Raw genomic sequence first — 25,244 nt, 5'->3', positions numbered from 1 at the left:
ACAATGCGCTAGTTTAATGGGGCTAAAATAACGAACACTATAAAAAGGTGACGACCAATGAAAAAATTGACCGCTGTAGCGCTAGGCGTATCTATGGCATTGACTCTGGGCGCTTGCTCACCGCAGCAAGAGCAAAATAACCAGCAGTCCCAGCAAGCAGAAGAAACTCAACAGCAACTGACGTCGGGCGTTATTCTTGAGAATTTCGACCACAGCGTGAAACCTCAGAATGATTTGTTCCGCTACGTCAACGGTAGCTGGATTGAGAAAACAGAAATACCGTCGGACCGTTCTTCTATTGGGGCATTCTACGATTTGCGTGAACTGAATCAGAAGCGCTTGCGTGACATTATAGAAGGCGCCGCAGCGGCAAACCCGGAGCCGGGTACTCCTGAGCGTAAAATTGGGGACTTTTTCAATGCATACATGGACACTGAAACTCTGAATGAACTAGGCGCTAAGCCAATCGCTAATGACCTTGAAGCCATTCAGGCGTTAGACAGTCATGAAGCGGTTGCTGAGCACATGGCGCGTATGTTCCGTAGCGGCGTTTCCATTCCGTTCGGTTTCTACGTCTACCCTGATGCGAAAGATCCGCAAACTAACGCCATGTATATGTACCAAGCGGGTCTTGGCTTGCCCGACCGTGACTACTACTTAAAAGACGAAGAAAAGTTTGAAGAGATTCGCGCAGATTACGTTAGTTACATTACTGACATTCTGGCAATGGTTGGTTTGGAAAATACCGATGAGGCTGCCGAGCGCATTCTGGACTTGGAAACCAAGCTTGCCGAGGTACAGTGGAGCCGTGTAGAAAGCCGTAATGCGGATAAAACCTACAACAAGAAAACCGCTGATGAAGTCGCTGGTATGTTCTCAAACTTTGACTTCAAAAGTTTCATAGAAACGTCTGAACTGTCACACGTTGAAGAAATGGTCATTCGTCAGCCGTCGTTCTTCGAAGATTTCGGTAACCTATTTGCTGACGTAGACTTACAAACCTGGCAGGACTACTTGAGTCTGCGTGTCGTCAACGAATATGCATCGGCTCTGAGCGAAGAAATTGGTCAGCGTCGTTTTGATTTTTATGGCACCGTTTTACGTGGTACACCGGAACAAGAGCCACGTTGGAAGCGCGCAGTGGACGCAACGAACAGCGTGCTGGGCGAAGTGTTAGGCCAAGTTTACGTAAAAGAGTACTTCCCTCCTGAAGCGAAGGAGAAAATGGAAGGTCTTATCGAGAACCTTCGTGAAGCTTATGGTGAGTCCATCAAAAACCTTGAGTGGATGACGGAAGAAACGAAAGAGAAAGCGCTAGAGAAACTTGCCAAATTTGATCCGAAAGTCGGCTACCCGAATGAATGGCGTGACTACAGCGAGCTGGAAATTTCAGCAACGGACTTAGTGAGCAATTACAAAGCATACGCCGAGTTTAACTACCAGGAAGAGATTGCCAAAATTGGTGGTCCGGTAGATGAAGAAGACTGGGGCATGACACCGCAAACGGTCAATGCTTATTACAGTCCTGTGCGTAATGAAATCGTATTCCCGGCGGGTATTTTACAGCCTCCGTTCTTTGATATGGATGCAGAAATGGCAGTGAACTACGGTGGCATTGGTGCGGTTATCGGTCACGAAATGGGTCATGGTTTTGATGATCAGGGCTCTAAATACGACGGTGACGGCAACCTGCAAAGCTGGTGGACTGACGCAGATCGTGAAGCGTTCGATGAGCGTGGCCAAAAGCTGTCTGAACAGTTTAGCCAATATGAACCTATCGAAGGCTTGAACGTGAATGGCGACCTGACACTGGGCGAAAACATTGGTGACTTAGCCGGTCTGACTATCGCTTATGAAGCGTATAAAATGTCACTGGAGGGTGAACAAGCGCCCGTACTGGACGGCTTTACTGGGAGCCAGCGTGTGTTCATTGGCTGGGCACAAGTATGGCGCGGTAAGTACCGTGAAGATGCGATTCGTCAACAAGTCATGAGTGACCCTCATTCGCCGGCTGAATATCGTGTTAACGGCACGGTTGTTAACGTACCGGCGTTTTACGAAGCGTTCGACGTGAAAGAAGGTGACGAACTGTACGTAGCACCAGAAAATCGTGTTACTATTTGGTAATGATGAAAACGCTAACGGTAATTTTGACATTAATAACGGTGCTGTTGGTGGGGAGCTTCTCCTCACCAATGGCGCACGCTATGCCAATGTCAGATGCCGTTAGCGCTTCTACTCATGACATGTCTGGGCATGATTGCTGCGATGAAAGTGACGCGGCTATGCAACAGAACAACTGTGACGAAGAAAGCTCATTTTGCCAGCATTGTGAACAACACTGTGCTGGCCAAATTGGCTTGACCAATGTATTCAACGTCATTGAAAGTACCTCTCTTTCACAAAGCTACACAATGAGTGAACTCTCCTTGTGGCAGCGCACAGAGCGTCTTATTCGGCCACCAAAATTGATCGCAGCTTAATAAAAAGAAATCCGCTTTCTTAGTAAAGTTTGTTGTCATTATTTTAGGTGGTAAACCATGCGAATTTTATTACTAGCGCTAATTGCGCTTATTTTCAGTACGCCAACATCCAGCTCATTCGCCGCAGCTTGGCAAGACCATAGCGAGCATCAGCATCAGAGTCAGCACGACAGTGATAAGAACCCCTTTGATGCTGAAACGGAATACGTGTGCCCTATGCATAGTCAGATCGTAAAAGACGAGCCAGGCACTTGCCCGATATGCGGTATGGATTTGGTTGAGCGCGAGAAAAAGCAGGAACCTCAAATGACTGAGGGGGGCATAGCGGGCATGACATGAGCGAAATGTCTTCAGAAAAGAGCTTTCATGTCCCCAGGGCGCAGCAACAGGCGATACGTGTCACCACGGCGAAAGCCACTCGTAAAGATCTGCAGCCCATGCTAAAGGCTCAGGCGCAGGTACGCTGGCAACAGTCGGCAAAGTATCATGTGCATTCTCGCGCCGAGGGCTGGGTTGAAGAATTATATGCCGATGTTGAAGGTCAGTGGGTGGAGCAGGGAGAAAAACTTTACCGGGTGTATGCGCCTGATTTAGTCGTTGCTCAAGACGACTATCTTCAACTTCTAAACTCACTAAACGAAGTAGGCAACGCCGAAAGTCAGCGGCAATTCAAACGTCGGGGGAAACAACGCTTACTGCTGCTGGGGATGAATGAGCAACAAATTAACGAGCTGGAAAAAACCAAGCAAGCGTCCTACGAAGTGGACTATTATGCGCCGCAGTCGGGCTATGTCACTGAACTTAATATTCAGCAAGGCATGTATGTGAGTCCGGGGTTAGAATTAATGACCATTACTGACGACCAACAGCTCTGGTTTATGCTCGATATTCCAGTGCGCTATGCTGACCAACTCAGTACCGGTCAAATGGTCCACTTAGGTTCGGATCAGGTAAGTGGTCACTGGATGAACAAAATTGACTACGTTTACCCGCAAGTAGACCCGCAGACTCAAACACTCACCGCTCGTGTGCCTATTGATAGCTCCATAGATAGCCTTCGCGAGGGACTATGGGCAACCGGTCATGTTGAGCTGTCGCCTGTAAAAAACGCCTTGGTTGTTCCGGTTAAAAGTTTAATTACGACCGCTAAAAATAATCGGGTACTGGTACAAGTTGGTGAACAGGAGTTTGCTGTAAGGGAAGTTAAGACCGGTCTGCGGGTTGACGATGAAGTGGTTATAAAAGAAGGTCTTTCTGAGGGTGAGCGAGTGGTCACTAACGGTCAGTTTCTTTTAGATTCTGAAGCGTCACTGCGAGGGATGCAGCCAGGCGGTGAGAAAGCACCTGTCATGTCTCATGAACATGGAGGTCACTAATGCTTACCCGGATTATACAAGCTTCACTTCGTAACCCATTGCTGGTGTTACTGTTGTTCGCTGCGTTAAGTTATTTAGCGTGGCAGTCGTTGCAGCAAACCAAACTGGATGCGATTCCTGACTTGTCTGACGTGCAGGTCATTGTCAAAACCAACTATCCGGGGCAGGCGCCTGCGGTTGTTGAAGAACAAGTCACCTATCCGCTGTCGAGCGTCATGTTGTCGGTACCAGACACAAAATCAGTACGTGGTTTTTCTTTCTTTGGTGACTCTTATGTATACGTTATTTTTGAAGAGGGAACTGACCCTTACTGGGCAAGAAGCCGGGTAATAGAGTATTTGGATCAGGCTAAGAGTCAGTTGCCGGCTGACGTTCAGCCCAGTCTCGGTCCTGACGCCACCGGTGTTGGTTGGATTTACCAATACGCCCTGGTTGATAACAGTGGTGAACATAATCTAGGAGAGCTCACACGGTTACAAAACTGGTACCTTCAGCAAGAGTTGCAAAGTGTTGAGGGGGTTGCCGAAGTCGCCCGCGTTGGCGGCATGGTGGAGACTTACCAGGTTGTTGTTGAGCCCAGCAAATTGCATCAGTATGAATTAACGCTGACTGACATTGAGCAAGCTATTCAACAGGCCAATGCCGAAGTCGGTGGTTCTGTGGTGGAAATGGCCGAAGCCGAGTATATGGTGAGAGGGCTTGGTTACATTCAATCTATCGAAGACTTGCGCCAACTGCCATTAGTGAAGCGTTCAGAGAACGATGGAGTACTGTTACTGGAAGATGTCGCTCATGTTCGCTTAGGCCCACAGGTACGTCGGGGCGTTGCTGATTTAGATGGCGAAGGTGAAGTGGTTGGCGGTATTGTGGTGATGCGTTACGGCGCTAATGCCTTGCAGACCATTGATAACGTCAAAGCGAAACTCGATGAGTTAAAACAAGGTTTACCCGAAGGCGTTGAGCTTGTCACTACTTACGATCGATCGCAGCTGATTCAGGCATCGGTTGATAATCTTACCTCGAAGCTCATTGAAGAAATGGCATTGGTCGCTATTGTCTGTGTTTTGTTCTTATGGCACGCGCGCTCAGCGTTAGTCGCGGTTATTAGTCTGCCGCTGTCAGTATTACTCGCTATTTGGATAATGAACGGGCTGGGTATCAGCGCCAATATTATGAGTTTGGGGGGCATTGCCATAGCTATTGGTGCTCTGGTCGATGCCGCTATTGTTATGATAGAAAATGCGCATAAGCATTTGTATGCGTATCAGGAGCAGCACAAAGAGCCAGCAAAAGGTGCTCATCGTTGGCGCCTAATTACCGATGCGTGCAGCGAAGTAGGCCCATCTCTGTTTTTCTCTTTGCTGGTCATCACCGTGAGCTTTATTCCGGTCTTTGCGCTACAAGGTCAGCAGGGTAGATTATTTGAACCGTTAGCGTATACAAAAACGCTGGCGATGGGGGCGGCCTCTATTCTGGCGGTAACACTCATTCCCGTGCTCATTGCGCTACTCGTCAGAGGAAAAATTCCATCGGAAAATGCCAACCCGTTAACTCGGGGACTCATTTGGCTCTATCGGCCGTTTTTAAATCTCACGCTGCGTTGGCCGAAAGTACTTATCATTTTGTGTGTCGCTGTGACGGCAACCGCTTGGTATCCGTGGCAAAAGCTTGATTATGAACTTATGCCGCCGTTGTATGAGGGCGACTTAATGTATATGCCGACGACATTACCGGGTATCAGCGTCAACGAAGCCGGAGAGCTGCTTCAACAAACCGATGAGCTGATAGCACAGCATCCGCAAGTTGAACGTGTCTTTGGCAAAATCGGACGGGCAGATACCGCGACGGATCCGGCACCGTTAACCATGATTGAGACCAGTATTACTCTGACACCGGAGTCGGAATGGCCTGAGGGTAAAACGGTGGATGACATCACTGCGGAGCTGGATGACGCCGTTCAGATTCCGGGGCTGACAAACGCCTGGGTGATGCCCATAAGAACTCGCATAGAAATGTTGGCAACGGGAGTTAAAACACCGTTGGCGATAAAGGTGAGCGGAGCCGAGTTTGGCGAAATACAAGCGTTGGCAACCGATATTGAAAAGCGTCTAGCGGAGCGAGAAGAAACGGCATCGGTTATTGCAGAGCGAGCCGCTGACGGACGCTATATTGAAGTGACTCCAAAACTGCGTGAGGCGGCCCGTTTTGGTTTAACGCAATCGGATATTCAAAGGCATCTGACCCAGGCCATTGGAGGAGCAAATATAGCCACCTCGGTGCAGGGCAATGAGCGTTTCCCAATTAACTTGCGCTATCCACGTAATGCACGTGACCACATTGATAAGTTGCGTGAGCTGCCTATTAGGGCTGATGATGGGCGCTGGTTAACGTTATCGGATGTGGCAACGGTTGAGCTAAGTTCAGGGCCTGCTGTGTTAAAAAGCGAGAATGCGCGTTTAAGCAGCTGGGTGTTTATTGAGCCTGCCGCTGGTGTGACAGTGAGTGAGTACATCGCAGCGGTGAATGATGAGCTAAGCCAACTGGAAATGCCAACCGGTTATAACTGGAGCTGGACGGGGCAGTATCAGGCGATGCAGCAAGTCGAAGCAGACCTGAAAGAGATTATTCCGCTGACATTAGCGCTGATTCTTATACTGCTTTATTTAACGTTTCGCTCCATGAGCCAGGCATTGCTGGTTATCGCTACCTTACCACTGGCGTTAACGGGGAGCTTATGGTTGCTCTACTGGCTTGACTATAACCTGTCGCTGGCGGTTATTGTCGGCATGATAGCCCTCGCTGGTGTTGCCGCAGAATTTGGCGTGGTGATGCTGCTTTACTTAAATAATGCCTGGAAAGGCGTTGGTGAAAAGCGCGAACAGCTGGAGTCCGCAATTGTTGAAGGGGCGGTGCTGCGAGTGCGTCCCAAAGCGATGACGGTAGCAACCATTGTGATTGGGCTCCTACCGATTATGCTGGGTAGTGGTATTGGCAATGAGGTCATGCAGCGCATTGCCGCGCCAATGGTTGGCGGCATGATTTTGGCGCCATTGGTCTCTATGTTGCTCATTCCTGCTGTGTTTTATCTTGGGAGGAAATAGCTTGGACAGCCGCGACTTCACCCTAGCCTGACGTTATTTACGTCAGGTTAGATATCGAAAGATGCCGGCATGCGCGAATGATTTATACGCCTGTGCCGGCTAAGTAATCTCACCTGATGCAATAGCATCAGGCTACTCGCTTACATCCCCTCAGCGGCAGGTTGTTATTAACGTCGTTCTGAACTAAGAAAACTTCTTCCAAATAGTGTTTGCAGCTGGCCCTAATGTCCGGTTTGCTGAGCGAACCAAATGAATTTCCAGACGGACTTGTTGGATGAAACCGGGAATGCTTATTTCAACCAGTTCACCGGACTCAAGTGCGCTTTCGGCAATATGTCGAGGAATGATCCCCCAACCAAAGCCGGCTTTTAATAGCTCAAATTGAGTGTTCACTTCATTCACGCGTATGCGCTGCTGACTGGGTAAACGCAGTACCGCATCTAAATTAATGCCGATCTCTAAATTTTGAGGCACTAGCATTGGCAACTCGAGCAAATCTTGCCGACTTGATGGTATGCGCCCGAACTCATTCACCAAAGAAGATGCAATGGCCACTGTGAGCTCGAAAGGCGCCACGGGTAGAGTTTCAAAGTCGCCATACTGACGAAATAACGGCAACCATGGGCATAATGCTAAATCAGCAGAGCCGTTATCGATGCGTTTGAGCGCTCGCATTTGTGACTCGCCGTCAATGTGAACTTCGGTGGCGGGGTAATGCTGTTGTATATGCTCAATACTGGGCAGCCACAGCTTACTGTCGCAGGTATGGTCATAGCAAAGCGTCAGCAAGGGTTCGGCGCCGTATTTCAGTTTTTCAGTCAGCGACTGTAGACGCTCTTGCTGGCGCACGACCTCTTCGGCCTGTCGTAAAAAATGCTGACCTTGTTCGGTTAATTGCAGTCGGTAGCCTTGCCGGTTAAACAGTTCAAAGCCCGCGCTTTGTTCGAGCTTTTTTAAGGCCATGCTGACGGCCGATTGCGTTCGGTTTAAATGCTCTGCTGATTTTTGTAGGCTGCCAAGCTCTGCGACCGCAATCAGCATTTTTAAGTGTGATAAATTCATTAAGTTATGCTGATTAAGTTTTTAATTTTAATTCAATATAATTGTAACTGTACGTGCAGTAAACTATTTATCAATTGAACACTCCGTTATTAGGAACTTGGTATGCGTTGGCTAGTCGTTACATCCCTTATCTTACTCATTGCTGCTTGCGGTGAAGCACCTGCACAAAGCGAAAAAACACAGGATGCCCGTCCGGTTAAATTGCTGACGGTGACCGAAAATAGTGGCGCGCAACTTCGTGAGTTCCCGGGCGTGGTGGAAGCCGCTAAAGTGGCACAGCTGACGTTTCGTGTTGCGGGTGAAATTACCGAACTTCCGGTAAGGCCTGGTGCGGAAGTTAAGCAAGGTGAGCTTATTGCAAGGCTGGATCCGACCGACTATCAACTGGCTGTCGACCAGGCAAAAGCGCAATACGAGTTAGCTCAGTCTCAATACCAAAGAAACAAGGTGCTGGTAAGCGAGGGCGTTATGTCAGAGGCTCAGTTTGACCAAATTGAGTCGCAGCGAGCGGTAGCGAAATCGAACTATGAAACGGCAAAAGCGAATTTGGAGTATACCGAGCTGAGAGCGCCTTTTGACGGAGTTATTGCGAGCCTGGCTGTAGAAGCTTATGAAAATATCCAACCGAAACAGCCCATTGTTACCTTGCAAATTAATAATGCGGTGGATGTGAGTATCCAAGTGCCAGAGCAGCTTTTTGCGAGAGTTAAGAAGCAGACAGACTATGAGCCAATGATTCGGTTTGATGCTGCGCCGGAATTTCAATTCCGGGCGCATCTTAAAGAGTGGGATTCGCAAGCGGGTCCTGCAACCAACACGTATGAAGTCGTGTTCACTTTACCGAAACCCGACAACCTGAATGTTCTTCCGGGTATGACCGCGACTGTCGTCGTCGATATGTCACAAGTGCTGCGCTCGACCGTCACCGGTATTTTGGTACCTACAAAAGCCGTATTTACCAATGGCAGTGATACCGAACAGCCCCCTTCTTATGTGTGGGTCGTGGGCGATGACATGACCGTTGAAAAGCGCAAGGTGGTGGTTGGTACCGCGACTAATGACGGACTGACTATCGTCAGCGGCTTAGAAGAAGGTGAAACCATAGTAGTTGCCGGCGTTCATCAGCTTCGGGAAGGCCAAGAAGTTCGTGAATGGCAACGCGAACGGGGGCTGTAATGGATATTGCACGCTATAGCATGACCCGAAAAACCACCAGCTGGATGTTTTTGCTGTTGTTATTGGTCGGAGGAATCGTCGCTTTAACTCAGCTGGGTCGTCTGGAAGATCCTGAGTTTACGATAAAGCAAGCAATGGTCATAACGCCATATTCCGGCGCTTCGGCTCGACAAGTGGAAGAGGAAGTAACGTATCGCCTTGAAAATGCGATCCAGGAACTGAGCTACGTAGACAATATTCGCTCCATATCGAAGCCAGGGCTATCGCAAATTACGGTCGAGATGAAAAGCATTTACCGGGCGGATGATCTCGAACAAATTTGGGATGAACTTCGGCGCAAGGTCAATGATACGAAACGACGCTTACCGCCGGGCACCGGCGAGCCTATTGTCCGTGACGACTTCTCCGACGTGTATGGTGTCATGCTGGCGATTACCGGACCTGACTATTCGTACAAAGACATTGAACATTACGCGGACTTTCTCCGGCGCGAGCTGGTCTTGGTCGACGGTGTCGGTAAAGTCATGCTGTCAGGCGAACGTCAGGAGCAGGTCATTGTCGAAGTGTCACGAGCACAGCTGGGTAACTTTGGTATCCCACCCCAGCAAGTCGCCAATTTACTGCAAACGCAAAATGCCGTGGCAAATGCTGGACGCGTGACGATTAATGAAGAGTCCATGCGTATTGCCACTAACGGTGAATTTTCTTCCGTCGAAGACATGGAAAAACTGGTGATTAGTAACCCAGGCGCCAGAGAACGTATTTATTTGCGCGACGTAGCTGACATCTATCGCGAAACGAAGGATATCCCTGATCACGTGGTGCGTTATAACGGAAAGCCGTCACTCTGGCTAGCACTGTCTTTCGCCGATGATGTGAACGTTGTGGAAGTTGGAGAGCGACTTGAACGGCGTTTGGACGACCTTTCCTACGCTCAGCCAATTGGCATGAACGTTGAGCGCATTTATGATCAACCCCACGAAGTTGAAAACTCCGTTAATAACTTTTTGCTGAACTTAGTCGAGGCGGTAGCGATTGTGGTTGTGGCGCTGCTACTGTCCATGGGCTTTAGAAGTGGTTTGCTGATTGGTTCGGTGTTGCTGCTGACGGTACTCGGCACGTTCATTTTCATGCGGCTTGGTGATATTAACCTGCAGCGGGTGTCGTTAGGCGCACTGATTATCGCCTTAGGTATGCTGGTCGATAATGCCATTGTGATTGCTGACGGTATTATGGTGGGTATGCGTCGGGGGCAGAGCAAACTTCAAGCTGCTACGCAGGTGGTTAAGCAAAACCAATGGCCGCTGTTAGGGGCTACCATTATTGGTATTATTGCCTTTGCACCAATCGGCCTTTCTTCTGACGCCACTGGTGAGTTCGCGGGTAGCTTGTTCTGGGTCTTGCTTATTTCTTTATTGCTAAGTTGGGTAACGGCATTAACGCTGATTCCGTTTTTAGCCGACCGACTCTATTCCGAAAAAGACATTGGCGATGAGAACGACGATGCCTTTAAGCACCCACTCTATGTAAAGTATCGAAGTGCGTTGCGTTTTTGTTTAACGCATCGCGCGGCCAGCATGTCGGCAATGATCATTATGCTGGTACTGGCGGTGGTGGGTTTCGGGCAGGTAAAACAAGCCTTTTTTCCACCTTCCACAACGCCACTGTTTTATGTGGACTTATGGTATCCACAAGGAACTGATATTCGCCACACCGAGCAGGACTCAAAACGTCTGGAAGATTATCTGCTGGATAAGCAAGAGGTGGTTTCCGTGGCAACGACCGTCGGTCAGGGCGCCCCGCGTTTTACGTTGACTTATTTGGTTGAAAAAAGCTACGAAAGCTATGCGCAATTGCTGGTTCGCGTGAAAGACAAGGAGTCTATGTCAGCGCTAATGGCGGATATTCGGCAGCGCATTAAAAACGCTCATCCGGACGTTGAAGACAAGCTAATTCGGGTCGAGATTGGTCCGGCAACGCCGGCAAAAATTGAAGCTCGCTTTTCCGGACCGGATATTCAGGTATTACGTGAGTTGAGCGAGCAAGCGCAGGCGATACTGCGGGACGATGCCGGCGCGGTCAATATTCGCTCTGACTGGCGACAGCGAACCAAATTATTACAGCCTCAGTATGACGAAGCGGCTGGAAGACGAGCAGGTGTCACTAAAGAGGATGTGAACAACGTATTGCTCGGTAACTTCGTTGGCCAGCAAATTGGCATTTATCGTGATGGCACCGATCTGCTGCCAATTGTAAAGCGAGCACCGGCGGCCGAACGTGTCGACTTGAACAACTGGCAGGAGCTGCAAATTTACAGCCCCGTGTTGGATCGTTTTATACCGCTGGCGCAAGTGGTGAGAAGTATTGAAACCACATGGGAAGATCCGCTCATACTGAGACGTGACCGTAAACGGACACTGACGGTGATGGCTGATCACGATATTTTGAGTAATGAAACCGCAGCTCAGGTGTTCGAACGAGTTCGCCCCAAAATAGAAGCGATTGAACTGCCTTTGGGTTACGAGTTGAGTTGGGGAGGGGAGCACGAAGCGTCAAGCAAAGCACAAAAAGCATTGTTCGGTGCGTTACCGTTAGGCTTTCTGGTCATGTTTATTATTACCGTGCTGCTGTTTAACAGCATTCGACACGCCGCTGTTCTATGGACGACAGTACCACTATCGATAATTGGTGTGACGGTTGGTCTATTGCTGCTGAATAAGCCCTTTGGATTTATGGCGCTGTTAGGCTTTTTAAGTTTGTCAGGCATGCTGATTAAAAATGGCGTGGTGCTACTGGAACAGGTCAACGTTGAGCTCGAAACCGGTAAATCGCGAGTTGATGCGTTAGTTGAGGCCGCTGTGAGCCGTGTAAGGCCGGTGGGCATGGCGGCGGCAACCACCATACTGGGCATGTTGCCACTGCTGTTTGATGACTTCTTTGCCAGCATGGCGACGGTCATTATGTTTGGTCTCGGGTTTGCGACAGTACTGACGCTATTCGTAGTGCCTGTTATGTACGCGATTGTTCAAAAAGTGGAGCGTCCTCAATGAGGGCGCAACCACGGCATCCATTCACCTTGTTTATACCCTGAATTATCTGATTTATAGTCCTCTCGCATGGGAATTTCAGCGTAAAATCCGTATAATACGCCGCACTAGTGAACCGTCTTGAATTCATGCAAGCAAATGAGAGGTAATACGAGTGCTTAAAGAGTATCGTCAGCACGTGGAAGAGCGTGCCGCAGAGGGCATCCCTCCGAAGCCATTAAACGCCGAACAAGTAGCCGATCTTGTTGAACTACTGAAGAATCCACCCGCAGGTGAAGAAGACTTCTTAGTCGAGCTACTGTCTGAGCGTGTACCACCAGGTGTTGATGAAGCGGCTTATGTAAAAGCTGGCTTTTTAAGTGCACTGGTAAAAGGCGAAATACAAAGCCCGGTTATCAGCAAAGAAAACGCTGTTAAATTGCTGGGCAATATGCACGGTGGTTATAACATCGAAACCTTGGTTGCTCTGTTAGACGACGCTGAACTGGGTCGCTTAGCCGCCGAAGAATTAAAACACACCATTTTGATGTTCGACGCTTTCCATGACGTAGAAGAAAAAATGAAAGCCGGCAACGAACTGGCCAAAGAAGTGGTTGAGTCATGGGCTGAAGGTGAGTGGTTCACCAGCCGTGACAAAATGGCTGACCAAATAAAAGCGACCGTCTTTAAAGTGACTGGCGAAACCAATACTGACGACTTGTCTCCAGCGCCAGATGCGTGGTCACGTCCTGATATCCCGCTGCACGCTAAAGCCATGTACAAAATGCCGCGCGAAGGCATTACGGATGCCGGCAAGCAAATAGAAGAGCTGAAAGAAAAAGGTCACCCGGTTGCTTTTGTCGGTGACGTAGTCGGTACCGGTTCTTCACGTAAGTCAGCTACCAACTCGGTTCTTTGGAACATCGGTGAAGACATGCCGGGTACGCCGAACAAACGTGCGGGCGGTATCTGTATTGGCGGCAAAGTCGCGCCTATCTTCTTCAACACCATGAAAGACGCAGGTGCGTTGGTATTTGAAGCCGACGTCGAAAAAATGAATATGGGTGATGTTATTACCATTTACCCATACGAAGGCAAAATTGAAAACGAAGCGGGCGACGTTATCGCTGAGTACGATTATGCGTCACGCGTTATTCTTGACGAAGTCCGTGCCGGTGGCCGTATCAACCTGATCATCGGTCGTGGCTTAACGGCTAAAGCGCGCGAATCACTGGGTTTGGGTCACAGCGACTTATTCCTGACACCTGAGCAGCCAGCATCTAGTGACAAAGGTTACAGCCTGGCACAAAAACTGGTTGGTAAAGCCTGTGGTATGGAAGGCGTTCGTCCGGGCACATACGTTGAACCGAAGATGACGACTGTAGGTTCGCAGGACACCACCGGTCCAATGACGCGTGACGAATTGAAAGACCTGGCGTGTCTTGGCTTCAACGCTGACTTGGTTATGCAGTCCTTCTGCCACACGTCAGCCTATCCGAAGCCAGTTGACGTTGAAACTCAGCATACTCTGCCTGACTTCATCATGAACCGTGGTGGTGTTTCGTTGCGTCCAAACGACGGTATCATCCACAGCTGGCTGAACCGTATGTTGTTGCCGGATACTGTCGGTACGGGTGGTGACTCGCATACGCGTTTCCCATTAGGTATTTCGTTCCCGGCAGGTTCTGGTTTGGTTGCTTTTGCCGCCGCGACCGGTGTTATGCCGCTGGATATGCCAGAGTCAGTACTGGTGCGTTTTAAAGGTAAAATGCAACCGGGTATTACCCTACGTGACCTGGTTCACGCAATTCCTGCGTTTGCCATCAAAGACGGCCTGTTGACTGTAGAGAAACGTGGCAAGAAAAACGCGTTCTCTGGTCGCATTCTGGAAATCGAAGGTCTTGAGCACCTGACCGTAGAGCAAGCGTTCGAACTGTCAGACGCATCAGCAGAGCGTTCTGCAGCGGGTTGTACCATCAACCTGTCAGAAGATTCAGTCAGCGAATACTTGCGCTCTAATATCACTATGCTGCGTTGGATGATCAACGAAGGCTACGGTGATGCGCGTACGCTTGAGCGTCGTGCTCGTAAGATGGAAGAATGGCTTGAAAACCCATCACTGACGCGTGCGGATAAAGATGCAGAATACGCAGAAGTTATCGAAATCGACCTGGACGAAATCAAAGAGCCAATCGTTTGTTGCCCTAACGACCCTGACGACGCTAAGTTCTTAAGCGAAGTTGCGGGCGACAAAGTGGACGAAGTGTTCATTGGTTCGTGCATGACTAACATTGGCCACTTCCGTGCGGCAGGTAAACTGTTAGAGAAGAACTCTGATCCGCTGAACACTCGTTTGTGGATTGCACCACCTACGAAGATGGATAAAGCACAGCTGGAAACCGAAGGTTATTACGATATCTATTCGCGTAACGGCGTACGTACTGAAATGCCGGGCTGTTCACTGTGTATGGGTAACCAGGCTCGTGTAGAAGCGGGGGCAACTGTACTGTCAACGTCGACTCGTAACTTCCCGAACCGCTTAGGTGACGGCGCGAATGTTTACCTGACGTCGGCAGAGCTGGCAGCTGTTGGTGCTATTGTAGGCCGCCTACCAACTCCTGAAGAGTATTTGGAGTACGCACAAGACATTAACTCGATGGCTGGCGAAGTATATAAATATCTTAACTTCGACCAAATGGATGCCTTCCGCGACGCCGAAAAAGCGGCCAAGGAAAACATCATCCCAACCATCAACGTGGCTTAATGCTTGGGAATGAAAACATAATGGCCGGTAACAGGAAGACGCCTGCAAGTACGTCCCTGTAAGGCTTGCCTGGCGCCATCCATGGCGCCAGACACTTCCGGTTACCGACCATAATGTTGTTTCCATTCCCAGCTTAATGTCTCCAAAACCGCTTCGGCGGTTTTTTTGTGCCCGATATTCAGTAGCCTGATGTTCACATCAGGTGAGATATTCTGGTTTGTATATGGTCTATTTATAGTCTATATTTAGACTGTTCAGTTTGGAGAGAACTATGCAGATAAAAACCATTAGTTACATTAAGCAAAATGCGGCGTCACTGAATGTCGAAGAGCCTATTGTGGTCACTCAAGGTGGAAATCCGGTATATCGTATTGAGTCGGAAGCTAGTGCTAGACAACGGGACGAAGCTATTGCGACACTTAAATTGATGAACTTGGCTGAACGGGATACTCGAAATCAGAACCTTCTATCTCTTAGCGAAGCAAAAGAAAGGCTAGAGCGCGAGCTTAGCACAAAGAAGTTTGAGCTTTAGTCCTCACTTATGGAATACGATGTTTATTTTACTGAGTTGAGCTATAAGACACTGGCTACTTTATCTCGCTATATGGAATCCTTTCTTGGGGGCGAAGAAGCCATTCGACTTGGTAAGCAGCTCCTTGATTTCGCCGCAAATAAGCTAGCTGACAATCCGTTGCAATTTCCTGTTTCCCACGAGCTTGAGACATTAGGCGTAGTTGATTATCGAGTGATACTCGTGGATAACTATAAGATCTTATTCCGCCTGGATGAGAAAGATAGGACTAGTTATGTCATGGCTTTTCTTCGACAGAAACAGAATACCCAAGATCTGCTTTATCAGATAATGATTGGGTAGCCTGATGCTATTGCATCAGGTGCGATCTCTCTATCATAACTAATGCGTCATTGTGCTGTGTTGGTCAGCCGTGCGCTTGTAAGTCGGTAGGGCAGGTTGTTCACTTATGAGCGTTATGAGTGTTGAGTAATTCTGTGGCGGAGTGTCGAATGCTATGGATTGTTTTAAATACGGGCGAAATAATCGTGCGAGCGACAAATGGTTACAGGGTCTCATGTGGAGGTGTGCAGCGCCATGGATGGCGCTGCCCAAGCCCTACAGGGAGGTACTTGCGGGCGTCCTCCACATGAGGCCCTATAACCTAAGCGCTCATGATTATTTCTGCTCAGCTATCCAGTCGTTGATGTGTTGCTCGAGCACTTTCAGTGGCACGCTGCCGTTTTCCAGTACTGCATCGTGGAATTCCCGAATGTCGAACTTATCACCCAGCTGTTGCTCTGCTTCAGCGCGCAAGCGTTTGATAGTCAGCTCACCCAGCTTGTAAGAAAGCGCTTGAGCTGGCCAGGTAATGTAACGGTCAATTTCGGTTTTCACGTTATGCAACGACAACGCGGTGTTGTTGGCCATAAAGTCCATTGCCCGCTCACGGCTCCAGCCTTTAGCGTGCATACCGGTATCCACCACTAAGCGTGCGGCACGCCACATTTCATAGCTTAGGCGACCAAAGTTACTGTATGGATCTTCATAGAAACCGGCTTCCAGGCCTAAGTATTCAGAGTACAAACCCCAGCCTTCGCCAAACGCGGAAATATAAGTCTGCTGACGGTACTCAGGTAAGTCTTCTAACTCTCCCGCAATGGCATTTTGTAAATGGTGGCCCGGGACTGCTTCGTGCAACGTCAGCGCTTCCATCTGGTATAACGGACGACGGTCTAATGCATAAGTGTTTACCCAATAAAAACCAGCGCGGTCATCGCGGTTACTACCTGAGTAACGGCCTGTGGTGTACTTCGGCGCAATCTCTTCAGGAACAGGAGCAATGCCATACGGTTTACGCGGTAAGGTTTTGAACAGCTTAGGTAACTGTCCATCCATCTTCTTCGCTATCCAAGCCGCATAGTGCAACAATTCTTCTGCGGTTTCAGGATAAAACTGCTCGTCAGTACGCAGAAACTCAACGAACTCGTCAAAGTCACCATCAAAGCCGGTTGCTTCAATGGCTTCGAGCATTTCACCGCGAATACGAGCGACTTCCTGCAAGCCTATTTCATGAATCTCATCAGCGGTCATATCCAGTGTGGTGTAATGCTTAATACGGTTTTGGTAAAACGCTTCACCGTTAGGCAGTTCACTGGCACCAACGCTTTCGCGTGCGTTCGGTAAGTATTCGGTGACCATAAACGTAAAATAGTCGTCGTACGCTGGCATAACCTGCTCGTCAATGGCGGTTATTGCGTCAGCTTTTAATGCTTCCCACTCAACGTCGTCGACAAAGCCGGGCTGCTGTGCAAATGGCGAAAAGTAAACGCTTTCTTTGGCGTCCTGAACAATGTAGGCCAAGATACTCTCTTCAAACCCTGCCATAGCTGCTGCTGGCTGTGTGTAACCTTCGTCTATCGCTTTTCTTAGCCAGTGTGTCTGTTGCTCCATGTAGCGCGGAATGCTGCGTAACTTTGAAATATAGTTCTGATAATCTTCAACTGAGTTAAAAGACGTGTATGACGGCATAAACGCCAGTGAACTATGGAAGCTGCCTTCAGCGGTTAGCGGCATGTAATGCGCATTGAAGCGGTATTCGTCGACACGGTTTTTTAGCGAATAGCGAATCATCGCGTGGTTAATTTTATCTTCATCGCTTAACTGACTCACGTTAATGGCGTCCAGTTGCTCCAGCCACTTTGACTGTTTCTGGTATCGAGCCTTAAGCGCCTCCGGGGACATATCGGTCAGCTCGGTATCGCCGGATTCATTCATACCTTCCCAGATGCTGTCTGCCAACTGATGAAATTGCTCAGCAACGCCCTGTTGTGCAACGTTTTGTTGGGTCGGTTGCTGTGACGTTGTTGTCGCGCAGGCGGTTAACCCTAATAAACTTCCAATAAGAATCAGATTACGCATGATTTTTCCTTGCGGTGTCATAACGAATACAGGCATTCTATAATGCCTTTTGCATGAGTTAATGTAAAAAACAATGCAGTGAACTCACAATAATAATAGTTAAACGGGAGAAAAGGGTGGATAAAGCGCAATCAGGGATATACGCCGAGCCAAATTTGCACGGCTTAACCTTGTTTTGTCATGTCATGAGTGACGATGTCGAGAGCTTACGCCGCAAGTTGTCGAGGTTTCCCTCTATTGTCCAGGACCTCGATGCCCGTTTCTCGGAAGCCATGCTGACGGGATTTGTCGGTATAGGGGCGGAATATTGGGACATACTGTATCCGCATAAACGACCGTTACACTTACAGACCTTTCCTGAGCTCAGTGATGCCGACCGTGAAGCACCGCGACAACCATTCGATCTTATTATCCATATTCGATGTGACCGCTTTGACGCCAATTATCTCGCTGGCAGAACCATTATGGAATGGTTTGGTTATGACATTGAGGTGGCAGAGCAAATCCGCTCTTTTCGTTATTTAGACGGGCGTGACCTGCTGGGCTTTATTGATGCGCCGGATAACCCAAGGGGCATGCGTAAACGTCAGGCCGCGCTTATTAATGCAAACGACGATAGCGACTTTGTTGATGGCAGTTATTTGTTTGTCCAGAAAATTCGTTATGACCTGCGCCGATGGGATTATTTAGGCCCTGAAAAACAAGAGCAGCTCATGGGGCGGGAAAAAGTCTCCGGTGAACGGTTGCCGGAGGCAATGATTGATGGCGTTACCCACGCCGCTAAAGCGAAGTTGATGGACAAGAAAGAGCAGCCAATACCTTTGTTGCGGCAGAACATGCCCTGGGGAGACTTACGTGAACAAGGGTTATTGGGTATGTATTTTTCTCATGCGCCAAAGAGTGTGGTCGAGTGGCTGAAGACTCGTTACTACGCCGATGAACAAGGGCAGTATGATCCGGTGCTGGATTACTCTCAGGCGGTGTTAAATTCAAGTTTCTTTGTGCCGTCGATACGGTTTTTATCTGAAAACCGTGAGTTACCGAGCACTCAAGAAGACGGCAGTACAGACTGATTCGCAAACAGTTCTTTGACTTTTTGCAGCGTGAAGTCAATATCCTGTACTTTCACCGGTGCGATAAAAATAGTGTCGTCGCCGGCAATGGTTCCCAGTACGCCTTCTTTTTTACCAACCGAGTCGAGTAAACGAGCAATGAGTTGAGCGGCGCCGGGACTGGTGCGAATAATGACCATCACATCATTATGCTGAATATCCAGTACAAGTTGGCTTAATGGTGCTTTAGTCGAGGGCACCGCTAAATCGGGCGGCAGACAGTAAACCATTTCCTGCTTCGCGTTACGGGTTCTGACGGCGCCGTACTTACTCAGCATACGCGACACTTTTGACTGGCTAACACTCTCAAAGCCTTGCTCTTTCAGTACGTTAACTATCTCGCCTTGTGAGCCGTAACGTTCTTCACGCAGTAACGTTTTGAAGGCGTCAATTAATTGATCTTTCACCATTATCGTGCCGCTTCCTGACTGTCATTTTATGCTATAATGCGACCAGTTTACTGCATTCTGTGACGCTATTCGAGCTTTGTTATAAAAGGCGGGTCAGTTGTATTTAACAGCGTATTCAAGTACAGTTTTGCACCAAATTCTGCATGTTTATGCAGTTCTAATCGACAAACAAAACGGAGTCTGAGATGAAAGTAGCCGTATTAGGTGCGGCCGGTGGTATCGGCCAGGCATTGTCATTACTTTTGAAAACACAACTTCCAGCAGGTTCAGAGTTATCTTTGTATGACGTTGCGCCAGTAGTTCCAGGTGTTGCGGTTGACCTAAGCCATATCCCTACCGACGTAAAAGTCACAGGCTTCGGGAAAGACGACCTTGCGTCAGCATTAGTTGGCAGCGACATCGTATTAATTCCTGCTGGCGTACCACGTAAGCCAGGTATGGATCGCTCTGATCTGTTCAACATGAACGCAGGCATCGTTAAAAACTTAGTACAAGGTGTTGCAGACAACTGTCCTGACGCTTGTGTTGGTATCATTACCAACCCAGTAAACACCACCGTGCCAATTGCTGCTGAAGTTCTGAAAAAAGCAGGCTGCTACGACAAGCGTAAGCTGTTCGGTGTCACCACTCTGGATGTTATCCGTTCAGAAGCCTTTGTTGGCGAACTGCGTGGTTTGAACCCAGAAAACGTGAACGTACCCGTTATAGGTGGTCACAGCGGTACAACGATTCTGCCATTACTGTCACAAGTTGAAGGCGTTGAGTTTACCGAGCAAGAAATTAAAGACTTAACTCACCGTATCCAGAATGCAGGTACGGAAGTTGTCGAAGCAAAAGCCGGCGGCGGTTCAGCAACCCTGTCTATGGGTCAGGCTGCAGCGCGCTTTGCTCTGTCATTGCTGAAAGGCCTGCAAGGTCAGGACACTGTTGAGTGTACCTACGTAGAAGGTCCGGGCGATAACGCTAAGTTCTTCGCGCAGCCAGTACGCTTAGGCAAAAACGGCGCTGAAGAAATTCTGTCTTACGGCAAGCTAAGTGCTTTCGAACAAAAATGCATGGACGACATGCTCGACGGTCTGAAAGGCGATATCCAAAAAGGCATCGACTTTGCCAGCTAAGCTGAAAAAACTTTCAGCAATCCGCTTTTGAAAATATTGGGGCGGCTATTACAGGAGACGCTACAAGCTCATCCATGAGCGCTCGACGAAGGCCATCCTTGGCCTTCGACGCTCCTGTAATAGCCGCCCCAACATTTCCGCGCTACTTACTGAAAGGTATGTAGCCTGATGCTATTGCATCAGGTGAGACGCTTAAACACCCACCTGATGCAATAGCATCAGGCTACAGAAATGGCTAAAAGGGGGCAGGTTGCTTATTTGTGAGCGTTATGAGTGTTGATAGCTTTTGTCGCGGAGTGTCGAAGGCCAGGGATGGCCTTCGTCAAGCCCTCGTGGATGAGCTCGTAGCGTCTCCGCTACAAAAGCTATCAATGCTCAAGCGAAACAAGTGAGCAATCTGCCCTCTCCCAAGCCCTACAGGGATGTATTCACGGGCGTCCTCCGAAACAGAACCCGCTCCCCCAAGGCATTTCCTTTCTCCAAGCCCGCTTACGCCACTCGGTCGACTGCCAGATGGGTTAGAGCGAGTAAAGCTTGTTTATAGTCGGAGTCGGGGAGTTCGCTTAGGGATTCGCGCGCTTGTTCGGCGGCTTTTAATGCTTTGTCGCGGGTGTACTGTAAAGCACCCGTTCGCTCCATAGCGGTTAGTACGGTTTGTAAGTGCTTACGTCCGTCACCTTGCTCAATCGCTTCACGAATCAGCTTTTGCTCGGTTTCGTTGCCGTGCCACATGGCGTATAGCAACGGCAGCGTTGGTTTACCTTCGGCTAAGTCATCGCCGGCATTTTTGCCCATTGAATCACTATCGGCAGTGTAATCTAATAGGTCATCGACCAGTTGGAAAGCCGTGCCTAAATAGCGACCGTAGTCTGCTAATTGAGCGGTGAGCTTTTCATTCTGACCCGTCAGTACGCCCGCCAGCTCTGTTGCAGCTTCAAACAGCTTGGCTGTTTTGCCGTAAATAACGTCGAAGTAGCTTGCTTCTGAGGTATCGGGATCGTTACAGTTCATTAACTGTAATACTTCGCCTTCGGAAATAATGTTGGTGGCGTCCGCTAAAATACGCAATATACGCAGAGAGTCTAAGTCGACCATTAGCTGGAAGGCGCGGGTATAGAGAAAGTCACCCACTAGTACGGCGGCTTCGTTACCGAATACAGCGTTTGCAGTTTTGCGCCCGCGGCGTAAATCTGACTCATCGACGACATCGTCATGCAGGAGTGTTGCAGTATGAATAAATTCTATAATGGTGGCGAGTTTTTGGTGATCGTTGCCGTCATAGTCCAGTGCCCGGGCGGTTAATACGGTCAGCAAAGGGCGCAGGCGTTTACCGCCGCTATTGACGATATAAATACCCAGCTGGTTAATTAAGGCAACGTCGGATTTTAGTTGTTCACCAATAAGCGCATTAACACCTAACATGTCGTCTTTGGCTAATGCGTTAATGGACTGCATATCCATCATAGATATCTGAAATTTACAAAATTTAACGGAAACCAGATGGTACACTAATTCAACGAGCTCGGAAACTCTAAAGGCGGCAAATTAGGACTTGCGATCGTTGGCGGGATTACGTACAATTCGCGCCCTGATTTGAATTTGGATACCCAATAGGGTTGTGGAGAATAATATGTACGCAGTATTCCAAAGTGGCGGTAAGCAGCACCGTGTGTCTGAAGGCCAAATCGTCCGCCTGGAAAAACTGGAAGCAGCTACCGGTGATGTAGTTGAATTCGACCAGGTTTTGATGGTTTCTGACGGCAGCGACGTAAAAATCGGTGCTCCGTTCGTATCCGGTGGCAAAGTGAAAGCAGAAGTGGTTGATCACGGTCGTGGCGATAAAGTTAAAATCGTTAAGTTCCGTCGTCGTAAGCACTCTCGTCGCCAACAAGGCCATCGTCAGTGGTTCACTGAAGTGAAAATCACTGGTATCAATAGCTAATTAAGGAGTAACGACATGGCACATAAAAAGGCTGGTGGTTCTACTAAAAACGGTCGCGATTCAGAGAGTAAACGCTTAGGTGTTAAGCGCTTCGGTGGTGAATCGGTTCTTGCAGGTAACATCCTGGTTCGTCAGCGCGGTACACGTTTCCACGCTGGTAGCAATGTTGGCATCGGTAAAGATCACACGTTGTTCGCGACCTCTGAAGGCAAGGTATCTTTCGAAACGAAAGGTAAGAATAACCGTAAATATGTGAGCGTTATTACTGACTAATAACCTCGACATAAACTGAAAAGTTTCGGTTCGAAAGCCCTGCCATTACGGCGGGGCTTTTTCTTATGTGCTAGAATTTTGCACAATATTTAATGAGTGATAAGTAGCAGATTGCGATGAAATTCGTTGATGAAGTAGAAATTCGTGTCGACGCCGGTGACGGCGGTAATGGCTGTATCAGTTTTCGCCGCGAAAAATATATACCGAAAGGTGGTCCAGACGGAGGCGACGGCGGTGATGGCGGTGACGTCTACCTGCAAGCCGATGAAAACCTGAATACGCTTATCGACTATCGTTTTGAACGTTTCCATAAAGCGGAACGTGGTCAAAACGGTATGGGTAAGAATTGCACCGGTAAACGAGGCAGCGACATTACTTTGACGGTTCCTCCGGGAACTCGTGCGACTGATATTGATACCGGCGAAGTCATTGGCGATTTGACCAAACATGGACAAAAACTGCGGGTTGCTAAAGGCGGCTTTCATGGCTTGGGCAACACTCGCTTTAAAAGCAGCGTGAACCGCGCGCCACGCCAAAAAACAGACGGCACGCCCGGAGAAGTACGTAACCTGAAGCTGGAGTTGATGTTGCTAGCCGACGTTGGTCTGTTAGGTATGCCAAATGCGGGTAAGTCGACATTTATTCGTTCAGTATCTGCAGCAAAACCGAAGGTCGCCGACTATCCGTTTACCACCTTGGTTCCAAACTTGGGTGTTGTAACGCCGGCGCCGGGACAGAGTTTTGTGATAGCTGATATTCCCGGACTTATCGAAGGGGCTGCAGAAGGTGCAGGGCTAGGTATTCGTTTCTTAAAACACCTTGAGCGCTGCCGGCTGCTATTGCACTTAGTTGATTTAGCACCGTTTGATGAAACGGATCCGGCTGAACAGGCTCGTATCATTATTGATGAGTTAGAAAAGTACAGCCCGAAACTGGCAGAAAAACCACGCTGGCTAGTCATTAATAAAGTTGACTTGGTCTTAGATGAAGAAGTCCAGGAGCAAGTTGATGCATTAGTGAAAGAGTTGAACTGGGATGGTCCTGTGTTCCAGATTGCGGCGTTGGAAGGCAGAGGTTCGAAAGAACTGTGTCGCGAAGTCATGAACTATATTGAAACTTTGCCCGTACCGCATATGGAAGAGCAGGAAGAAGCCGATCCGGTTGAATTTAAGTGGGACAGTTATCACGAAGATGTTATGGATGAACACTTTGATAATGATGAAGACGACGATGACGACGACGACGATCATGGCGTCGAAGTCATTTATCAGAAGTAGCCTGGCGTTATTACGTTAGATTCTATGTTGAAGCTTAAATCCCGCCTGATGCAATAGCATCAGGCTATACGAAGGTAATTCTGGATGAAAATATCGCTTGTAGTTGCAATGGCAGACAATAGAGTCATAGGAAAAGACAATAAAATGCCGTGGCATTTGCCTGACGAACTCCAGTATTTCAAAAAAATTACCTTGGGTAAGCCAATTGTTATGGGGCGAAATACCTTTGAATCAATTGGCCGCCCATTACCCGGTCGTAAAAATATTGTCCTGAGCAGAACTTCAGAAGCTCGAGAAACCCATGATGGTCAAGTACTCTGGGTTAATGGACCGCAACAAGCGATAGCGGCAGCCGGTCCCGTAGAAGAAGTCATGATCATTGGTGGTGGAAAAATTTATGAAAATTTTTTACCGCTGGCAGACCGCTTATATGTTACTAAAATAGACCTAAATGTTGACGGTGATACTTTCTTTCCTAACTACGAGGAAATCGCTGATTGGCAAGAGGTAGAGCGGCAAGACTTTGCCGCAAATGATCGTAATTCCAATGACTTTACTACCCTTATTTTCGATAGGAAACGTTAATAAGACGTTATAATTTCAGTTACTTACATCACTTGCCCCCCATTGCAGAGAGCTTCATATCGTAGTATCATCCTGATGAATTTTTGAACAATCTTGTGATGGGGTTTTAGATGAAAGCGATTGTATTAGGCACCTTGATGGCTGCGGTTGCAGCAACTGGCGCAACTTTTTCAAAAAGCGCAGAAGCGAATGAGCTGGCGTTAAGCCTTTGTACATACGTACAAGGTGACGACACTATGCGTATGCGTAAAAAGTTACGTGACTCACGTGTGCGTGTCCGTGACATCTACTCAGGTATTCAGTGTAACGGTCAAAGTCTATTGCAATTCGCAATGTCAAATGGCTCACAAGACATTGGAGAGTTCATTGTTGGACGCCTATCAGTAGACGAGTTAAAAAGCTCAGGCGATTATGAGTGGGCTCAGTCTAATGGCCATGCAGGCTCGCCTATTGCGGCAGCAATTAAAGAGCGCGCAGGCCTTTAATAGCCAGTTAATTTGAGTACTTGAAAGCCCGCAAGCTAAGTTTGCGGGCTTTTTTACATCTACTAACAATTCTTTCAGTCACTTACCTTTTATTTTTTTCACTTCTCAACGACAATAACTCA

At 48.5% G+C, this 25,244-nt stretch carries 21 protein-coding genes; 17 read left to right on the top strand and 4 right to left on the bottom strand.

The genetic code is table 11. The features are described from left to right. Nucleotides 1–57 precede the first annotated feature (57 nt). The 5 genes from CWC33_RS03390 (at nucleotide 58) to CWC33_RS03370 (ending at nucleotide 6,960) form a co-directional block, all read left to right on the top strand. A complete protein-coding gene (locus CWC33_RS03390) occupies nucleotides 58–2,127 on the top strand; it encodes a M13 family metallopeptidase (protein WP_100690787.1) in 2,070 nt (689 codons plus the stop codon). An 80-nt stretch (nucleotides 2,128–2,207) separates the two neighbouring features. Then, nucleotides 2,208–2,483: a hypothetical protein gene (locus CWC33_RS03385; RefSeq protein ID WP_157803474.1), complete on the top strand. Its 276-nt coding sequence runs from the start codon at nucleotides 2,208–2,210 to the stop codon at nucleotides 2,481–2,483. 57 nt (nucleotides 2,484–2,540) lie between these two features. After that, complete coding sequence (locus CWC33_RS03380) at nucleotides 2,541–2,822, top strand: heavy metal-binding domain-containing protein (RefSeq protein WP_100690785.1); 282 nt, start codon at nucleotides 2,541–2,543, stop codon at nucleotides 2,820–2,822. Then, entirely contained in the window at nucleotides 2,819–3,859 is a 1,041-nt protein-coding gene (locus CWC33_RS03375; RefSeq protein WP_100690784.1) for an efflux RND transporter periplasmic adaptor subunit, read from the top strand. The genes CWC33_RS03380 and CWC33_RS03375 overlap by 4 nt, the downstream gene beginning before the upstream one ends. Then, entirely contained in the window at nucleotides 3,859–6,960 is a 3,102-nt protein-coding gene (locus CWC33_RS03370) for an efflux RND transporter permease subunit (RefSeq protein WP_100690783.1), read from the top strand. The genes CWC33_RS03375 and CWC33_RS03370 overlap by 1 nt, the downstream gene beginning before the upstream one ends. 183 nt (nucleotides 6,961–7,143) lie before the next feature. Here CWC33_RS03370 and CWC33_RS03365 read toward each other — a convergent pair whose 3' ends face one another. Continuing rightward, the gene (locus CWC33_RS03365) at nucleotides 7,144–8,022 is read right to left on the bottom strand and encodes a LysR family transcriptional regulator (protein WP_100690782.1); all 879 of its coding nucleotides are present in this window, start codon (nucleotides 8,020–8,022) and stop codon (nucleotides 7,144–7,146) included. 102 nt (nucleotides 8,023–8,124) lie between these two features. Here CWC33_RS03365 and CWC33_RS03360 point away from each other — a divergent pair, with 102 nt between their 5' ends. The 5 genes from CWC33_RS03360 (at nucleotide 8,125) to CWC33_RS03340 (ending at nucleotide 15,862) form a co-directional block, all read left to right on the top strand. Further along, nucleotides 8,125–9,198, top strand: a complete 1,074-nt coding sequence (locus CWC33_RS03360) for an efflux RND transporter periplasmic adaptor subunit (RefSeq protein ID WP_100690781.1) — start codon at nucleotides 8,125–8,127, stop codon at nucleotides 9,196–9,198. Next, nucleotides 9,198–12,248 carry an efflux RND transporter permease subunit gene (locus CWC33_RS03355; protein WP_100690780.1) on the top strand — a complete coding sequence of 1,017 codons (3,051 nt, stop codon included), beginning with the start codon at nucleotides 9,198–9,200 and terminating at the stop codon, nucleotides 12,246–12,248. The genes CWC33_RS03360 and CWC33_RS03355 overlap by 1 nt, the downstream gene beginning before the upstream one ends. Nucleotides 12,249–12,399: 151 nt before the next feature. After that, nucleotides 12,400–14,988 carry a bifunctional aconitate hydratase 2/2-methylisocitrate dehydratase gene (acnB, locus tag CWC33_RS03350; protein ID WP_100690779.1) on the top strand — a complete coding sequence of 863 codons (2,589 nt, stop codon included), beginning with the start codon at nucleotides 12,400–12,402 and terminating at the stop codon, nucleotides 14,986–14,988. 271 nt (nucleotides 14,989–15,259) lie between these two features. Then, complete coding sequence (locus tag CWC33_RS03345) at nucleotides 15,260–15,520, top strand: type II toxin-antitoxin system Phd/YefM family antitoxin (protein ID WP_100690778.1); 261 nt, start codon at nucleotides 15,260–15,262, stop codon at nucleotides 15,518–15,520. 9 nt (nucleotides 15,521–15,529) lie between these two features. After that, nucleotides 15,530–15,862 (top strand): type II toxin-antitoxin system RelE/ParE family toxin, encoded by a 333-nt coding sequence (locus tag CWC33_RS03340; RefSeq protein WP_100690777.1) that lies wholly within the window; start codon nucleotides 15,530–15,532, stop codon nucleotides 15,860–15,862. Between the two features lie 315 nt (nucleotides 15,863–16,177). Here the strand turns inward: CWC33_RS03340 and CWC33_RS03335 are convergent, their stop codons facing one another. Next, nucleotides 16,178–17,920: a DUF885 domain-containing protein gene (locus CWC33_RS03335; RefSeq protein WP_100690776.1), complete on the bottom strand. Its 1,743-nt coding sequence runs from the start codon at nucleotides 17,918–17,920 to the stop codon at nucleotides 16,178–16,180. A gap of 116 nt (nucleotides 17,921–18,036) precedes the next feature. Between CWC33_RS03335 and CWC33_RS03330 the strand changes: the two genes are divergently transcribed. Further along, nucleotides 18,037–18,993: a Dyp-type peroxidase gene (locus tag CWC33_RS03330; RefSeq protein WP_100690775.1), complete on the top strand. Its 957-nt coding sequence runs from the start codon at nucleotides 18,037–18,039 to the stop codon at nucleotides 18,991–18,993. Here the strand turns inward: CWC33_RS03330 and argR are convergent. Continuing rightward, nucleotides 18,969–19,442 (bottom strand): transcriptional regulator ArgR, encoded by a 474-nt coding sequence (gene argR, locus CWC33_RS03325; protein ID WP_100690774.1) that lies wholly within the window; start codon nucleotides 19,440–19,442, stop codon nucleotides 18,969–18,971. The genes CWC33_RS03330 and argR overlap by 25 nt on opposite strands. A 185-nt stretch (nucleotides 19,443–19,627) precedes the next feature. Here argR and mdh point away from each other — a divergent pair, with 185 nt between their 5' ends. Beyond that, entirely contained in the window at nucleotides 19,628–20,560 is a 933-nt protein-coding gene (mdh, locus tag CWC33_RS03320; RefSeq protein ID WP_053954590.1) for a malate dehydrogenase, read from the top strand. A 489-nt stretch (nucleotides 20,561–21,049) separates the two neighbouring features. On the opposite strand, the gene ispB is transcribed toward mdh, so the two are convergent. Then, a complete protein-coding gene (gene ispB / locus CWC33_RS03315; RefSeq protein WP_100690773.1) occupies nucleotides 21,050–22,021 on the bottom strand; it encodes an octaprenyl diphosphate synthase in 972 nt (323 codons plus the stop codon). A gap of 169 nt (nucleotides 22,022–22,190) precedes the next feature. On the opposite strand from ispB, the gene rplU reads away from it, so the two are divergent. From rplU to CWC33_RS03290, 5 genes are all read left to right on the top strand, one after another. After that, entirely contained in the window at nucleotides 22,191–22,502 is a 312-nt protein-coding gene (gene rplU, locus CWC33_RS03310; protein WP_053954620.1) for a 50S ribosomal protein L21, read from the top strand. A 15-nt stretch (nucleotides 22,503–22,517) separates the two neighbouring features. Next, nucleotides 22,518–22,775 carry a 50S ribosomal protein L27 gene (rpmA, locus tag CWC33_RS03305; RefSeq protein WP_053954619.1) on the top strand — a complete coding sequence of 86 codons (258 nt, stop codon included), beginning with the start codon at nucleotides 22,518–22,520 and terminating at the stop codon, nucleotides 22,773–22,775. A 116-nt stretch (nucleotides 22,776–22,891) separates the two neighbouring features. Next, nucleotides 22,892–24,052, top strand: a complete 1,161-nt coding sequence (cgtA, locus tag CWC33_RS03300; protein ID WP_100690772.1) for an Obg family GTPase CgtA — start codon at nucleotides 22,892–22,894, stop codon at nucleotides 24,050–24,052. Between the two features lie 84 nt (nucleotides 24,053–24,136). Next, on the top strand, nucleotides 24,137–24,637 hold the full coding sequence (gene folA / locus CWC33_RS03295; RefSeq protein ID WP_100690771.1) for a type 3 dihydrofolate reductase: 501 nt from the start codon (nucleotides 24,137–24,139) through the stop codon (nucleotides 24,635–24,637). 110 nt (nucleotides 24,638–24,747) lie between these two features. Further along, nucleotides 24,748–25,122: a DUF3718 domain-containing protein gene (locus CWC33_RS03290; protein ID WP_088768854.1), complete on the top strand. Its 375-nt coding sequence runs from the start codon at nucleotides 24,748–24,750 to the stop codon at nucleotides 25,120–25,122. The last annotated feature ends 122 nt before the right edge of the window (nucleotides 25,123–25,244 follow it).

This window comes from Idiomarina sp. X4 (genome assembly GCF_002808045.1).
Taxonomy (GTDB): Bacteria; Pseudomonadota; Gammaproteobacteria; order Enterobacterales; family Alteromonadaceae; genus Idiomarina.
Note: the sequence above shows the minus strand (reverse complement) of the source record. Positions and strands in the feature narration are given on the sequence as shown.

What these genes read in the sequence shown, in the direction of transcription:
- cgtA (WP_100690772.1), top strand. Translation starts at nt 22,892, where the DNA reads ATGAAATTCGTTGATGAAGTAGAAATTCGTGTCGACGCCGGTGACGGC.
- folA (WP_100690771.1), top strand. Translation starts at nt 24,137, where the DNA reads ATGAAAATATCGCTTGTAGTTGCAATGGCAGACAATAGAGTCATAGGA.
- CWC33_RS03290 (WP_088768854.1), top strand. Translation starts at nt 24,748, where the DNA reads ATGAAAGCGATTGTATTAGGCACCTTGATGGCTGCGGTTGCAGCAACT.
- argR (WP_100690774.1), bottom strand. Translation starts at nt 19,442, where the DNA reads ATGGTGAAAGATCAATTAATTGACGCCTTCAAAACGTTACTGCGTGAA.
- mdh (WP_053954590.1), top strand. Translation starts at nt 19,628, where the DNA reads ATGAAAGTAGCCGTATTAGGTGCGGCCGGTGGTATCGGCCAGGCATTG.
- CWC33_RS03365 (WP_100690782.1), bottom strand. Translation starts at nt 8,022, where the DNA reads ATGAATTTATCACACTTAAAAATGCTGATTGCGGTCGCAGAGCTTGGC.
- rplU (WP_053954620.1), top strand. Translation starts at nt 22,191, where the DNA reads ATGTACGCAGTATTCCAAAGTGGCGGTAAGCAGCACCGTGTGTCTGAA.
- CWC33_RS03335 (WP_100690776.1), bottom strand. Translation starts at nt 17,920, where the DNA reads ATGCGTAATCTGATTCTTATTGGAAGTTTATTAGGGTTAACCGCCTGC.
- ispB (WP_100690773.1), bottom strand. Translation starts at nt 22,021, where the DNA reads ATGGATATGCAGTCCATTAACGCATTAGCCAAAGACGACATGTTAGGT.
- CWC33_RS03380 (WP_100690785.1), top strand. Translation starts at nt 2,541, where the DNA reads ATGCGAATTTTATTACTAGCGCTAATTGCGCTTATTTTCAGTACGCCA.
- CWC33_RS03345 (WP_100690778.1), top strand. Translation starts at nt 15,260, where the DNA reads ATGCAGATAAAAACCATTAGTTACATTAAGCAAAATGCGGCGTCACTG.
- CWC33_RS03340 (WP_100690777.1), top strand. Translation starts at nt 15,530, where the DNA reads ATGGAATACGATGTTTATTTTACTGAGTTGAGCTATAAGACACTGGCT.
- CWC33_RS03375 (WP_100690784.1), top strand. Translation starts at nt 2,819, where the DNA reads ATGAGCGAAATGTCTTCAGAAAAGAGCTTTCATGTCCCCAGGGCGCAG.
- CWC33_RS03385 (WP_157803474.1), top strand. Translation starts at nt 2,208, where the DNA reads ATGCCAATGTCAGATGCCGTTAGCGCTTCTACTCATGACATGTCTGGG.
- CWC33_RS03360 (WP_100690781.1), top strand. Translation starts at nt 8,125, where the DNA reads ATGCGTTGGCTAGTCGTTACATCCCTTATCTTACTCATTGCTGCTTGC.
- CWC33_RS03355 (WP_100690780.1), top strand. Translation starts at nt 9,198, where the DNA reads ATGGATATTGCACGCTATAGCATGACCCGAAAAACCACCAGCTGGATG.
- CWC33_RS03370 (WP_100690783.1), top strand. Translation starts at nt 3,859, where the DNA reads ATGCTTACCCGGATTATACAAGCTTCACTTCGTAACCCATTGCTGGTG.
- CWC33_RS03390 (WP_100690787.1), top strand. Translation starts at nt 58, where the DNA reads ATGAAAAAATTGACCGCTGTAGCGCTAGGCGTATCTATGGCATTGACT.
- rpmA (WP_053954619.1), top strand. Translation starts at nt 22,518, where the DNA reads ATGGCACATAAAAAGGCTGGTGGTTCTACTAAAAACGGTCGCGATTCA.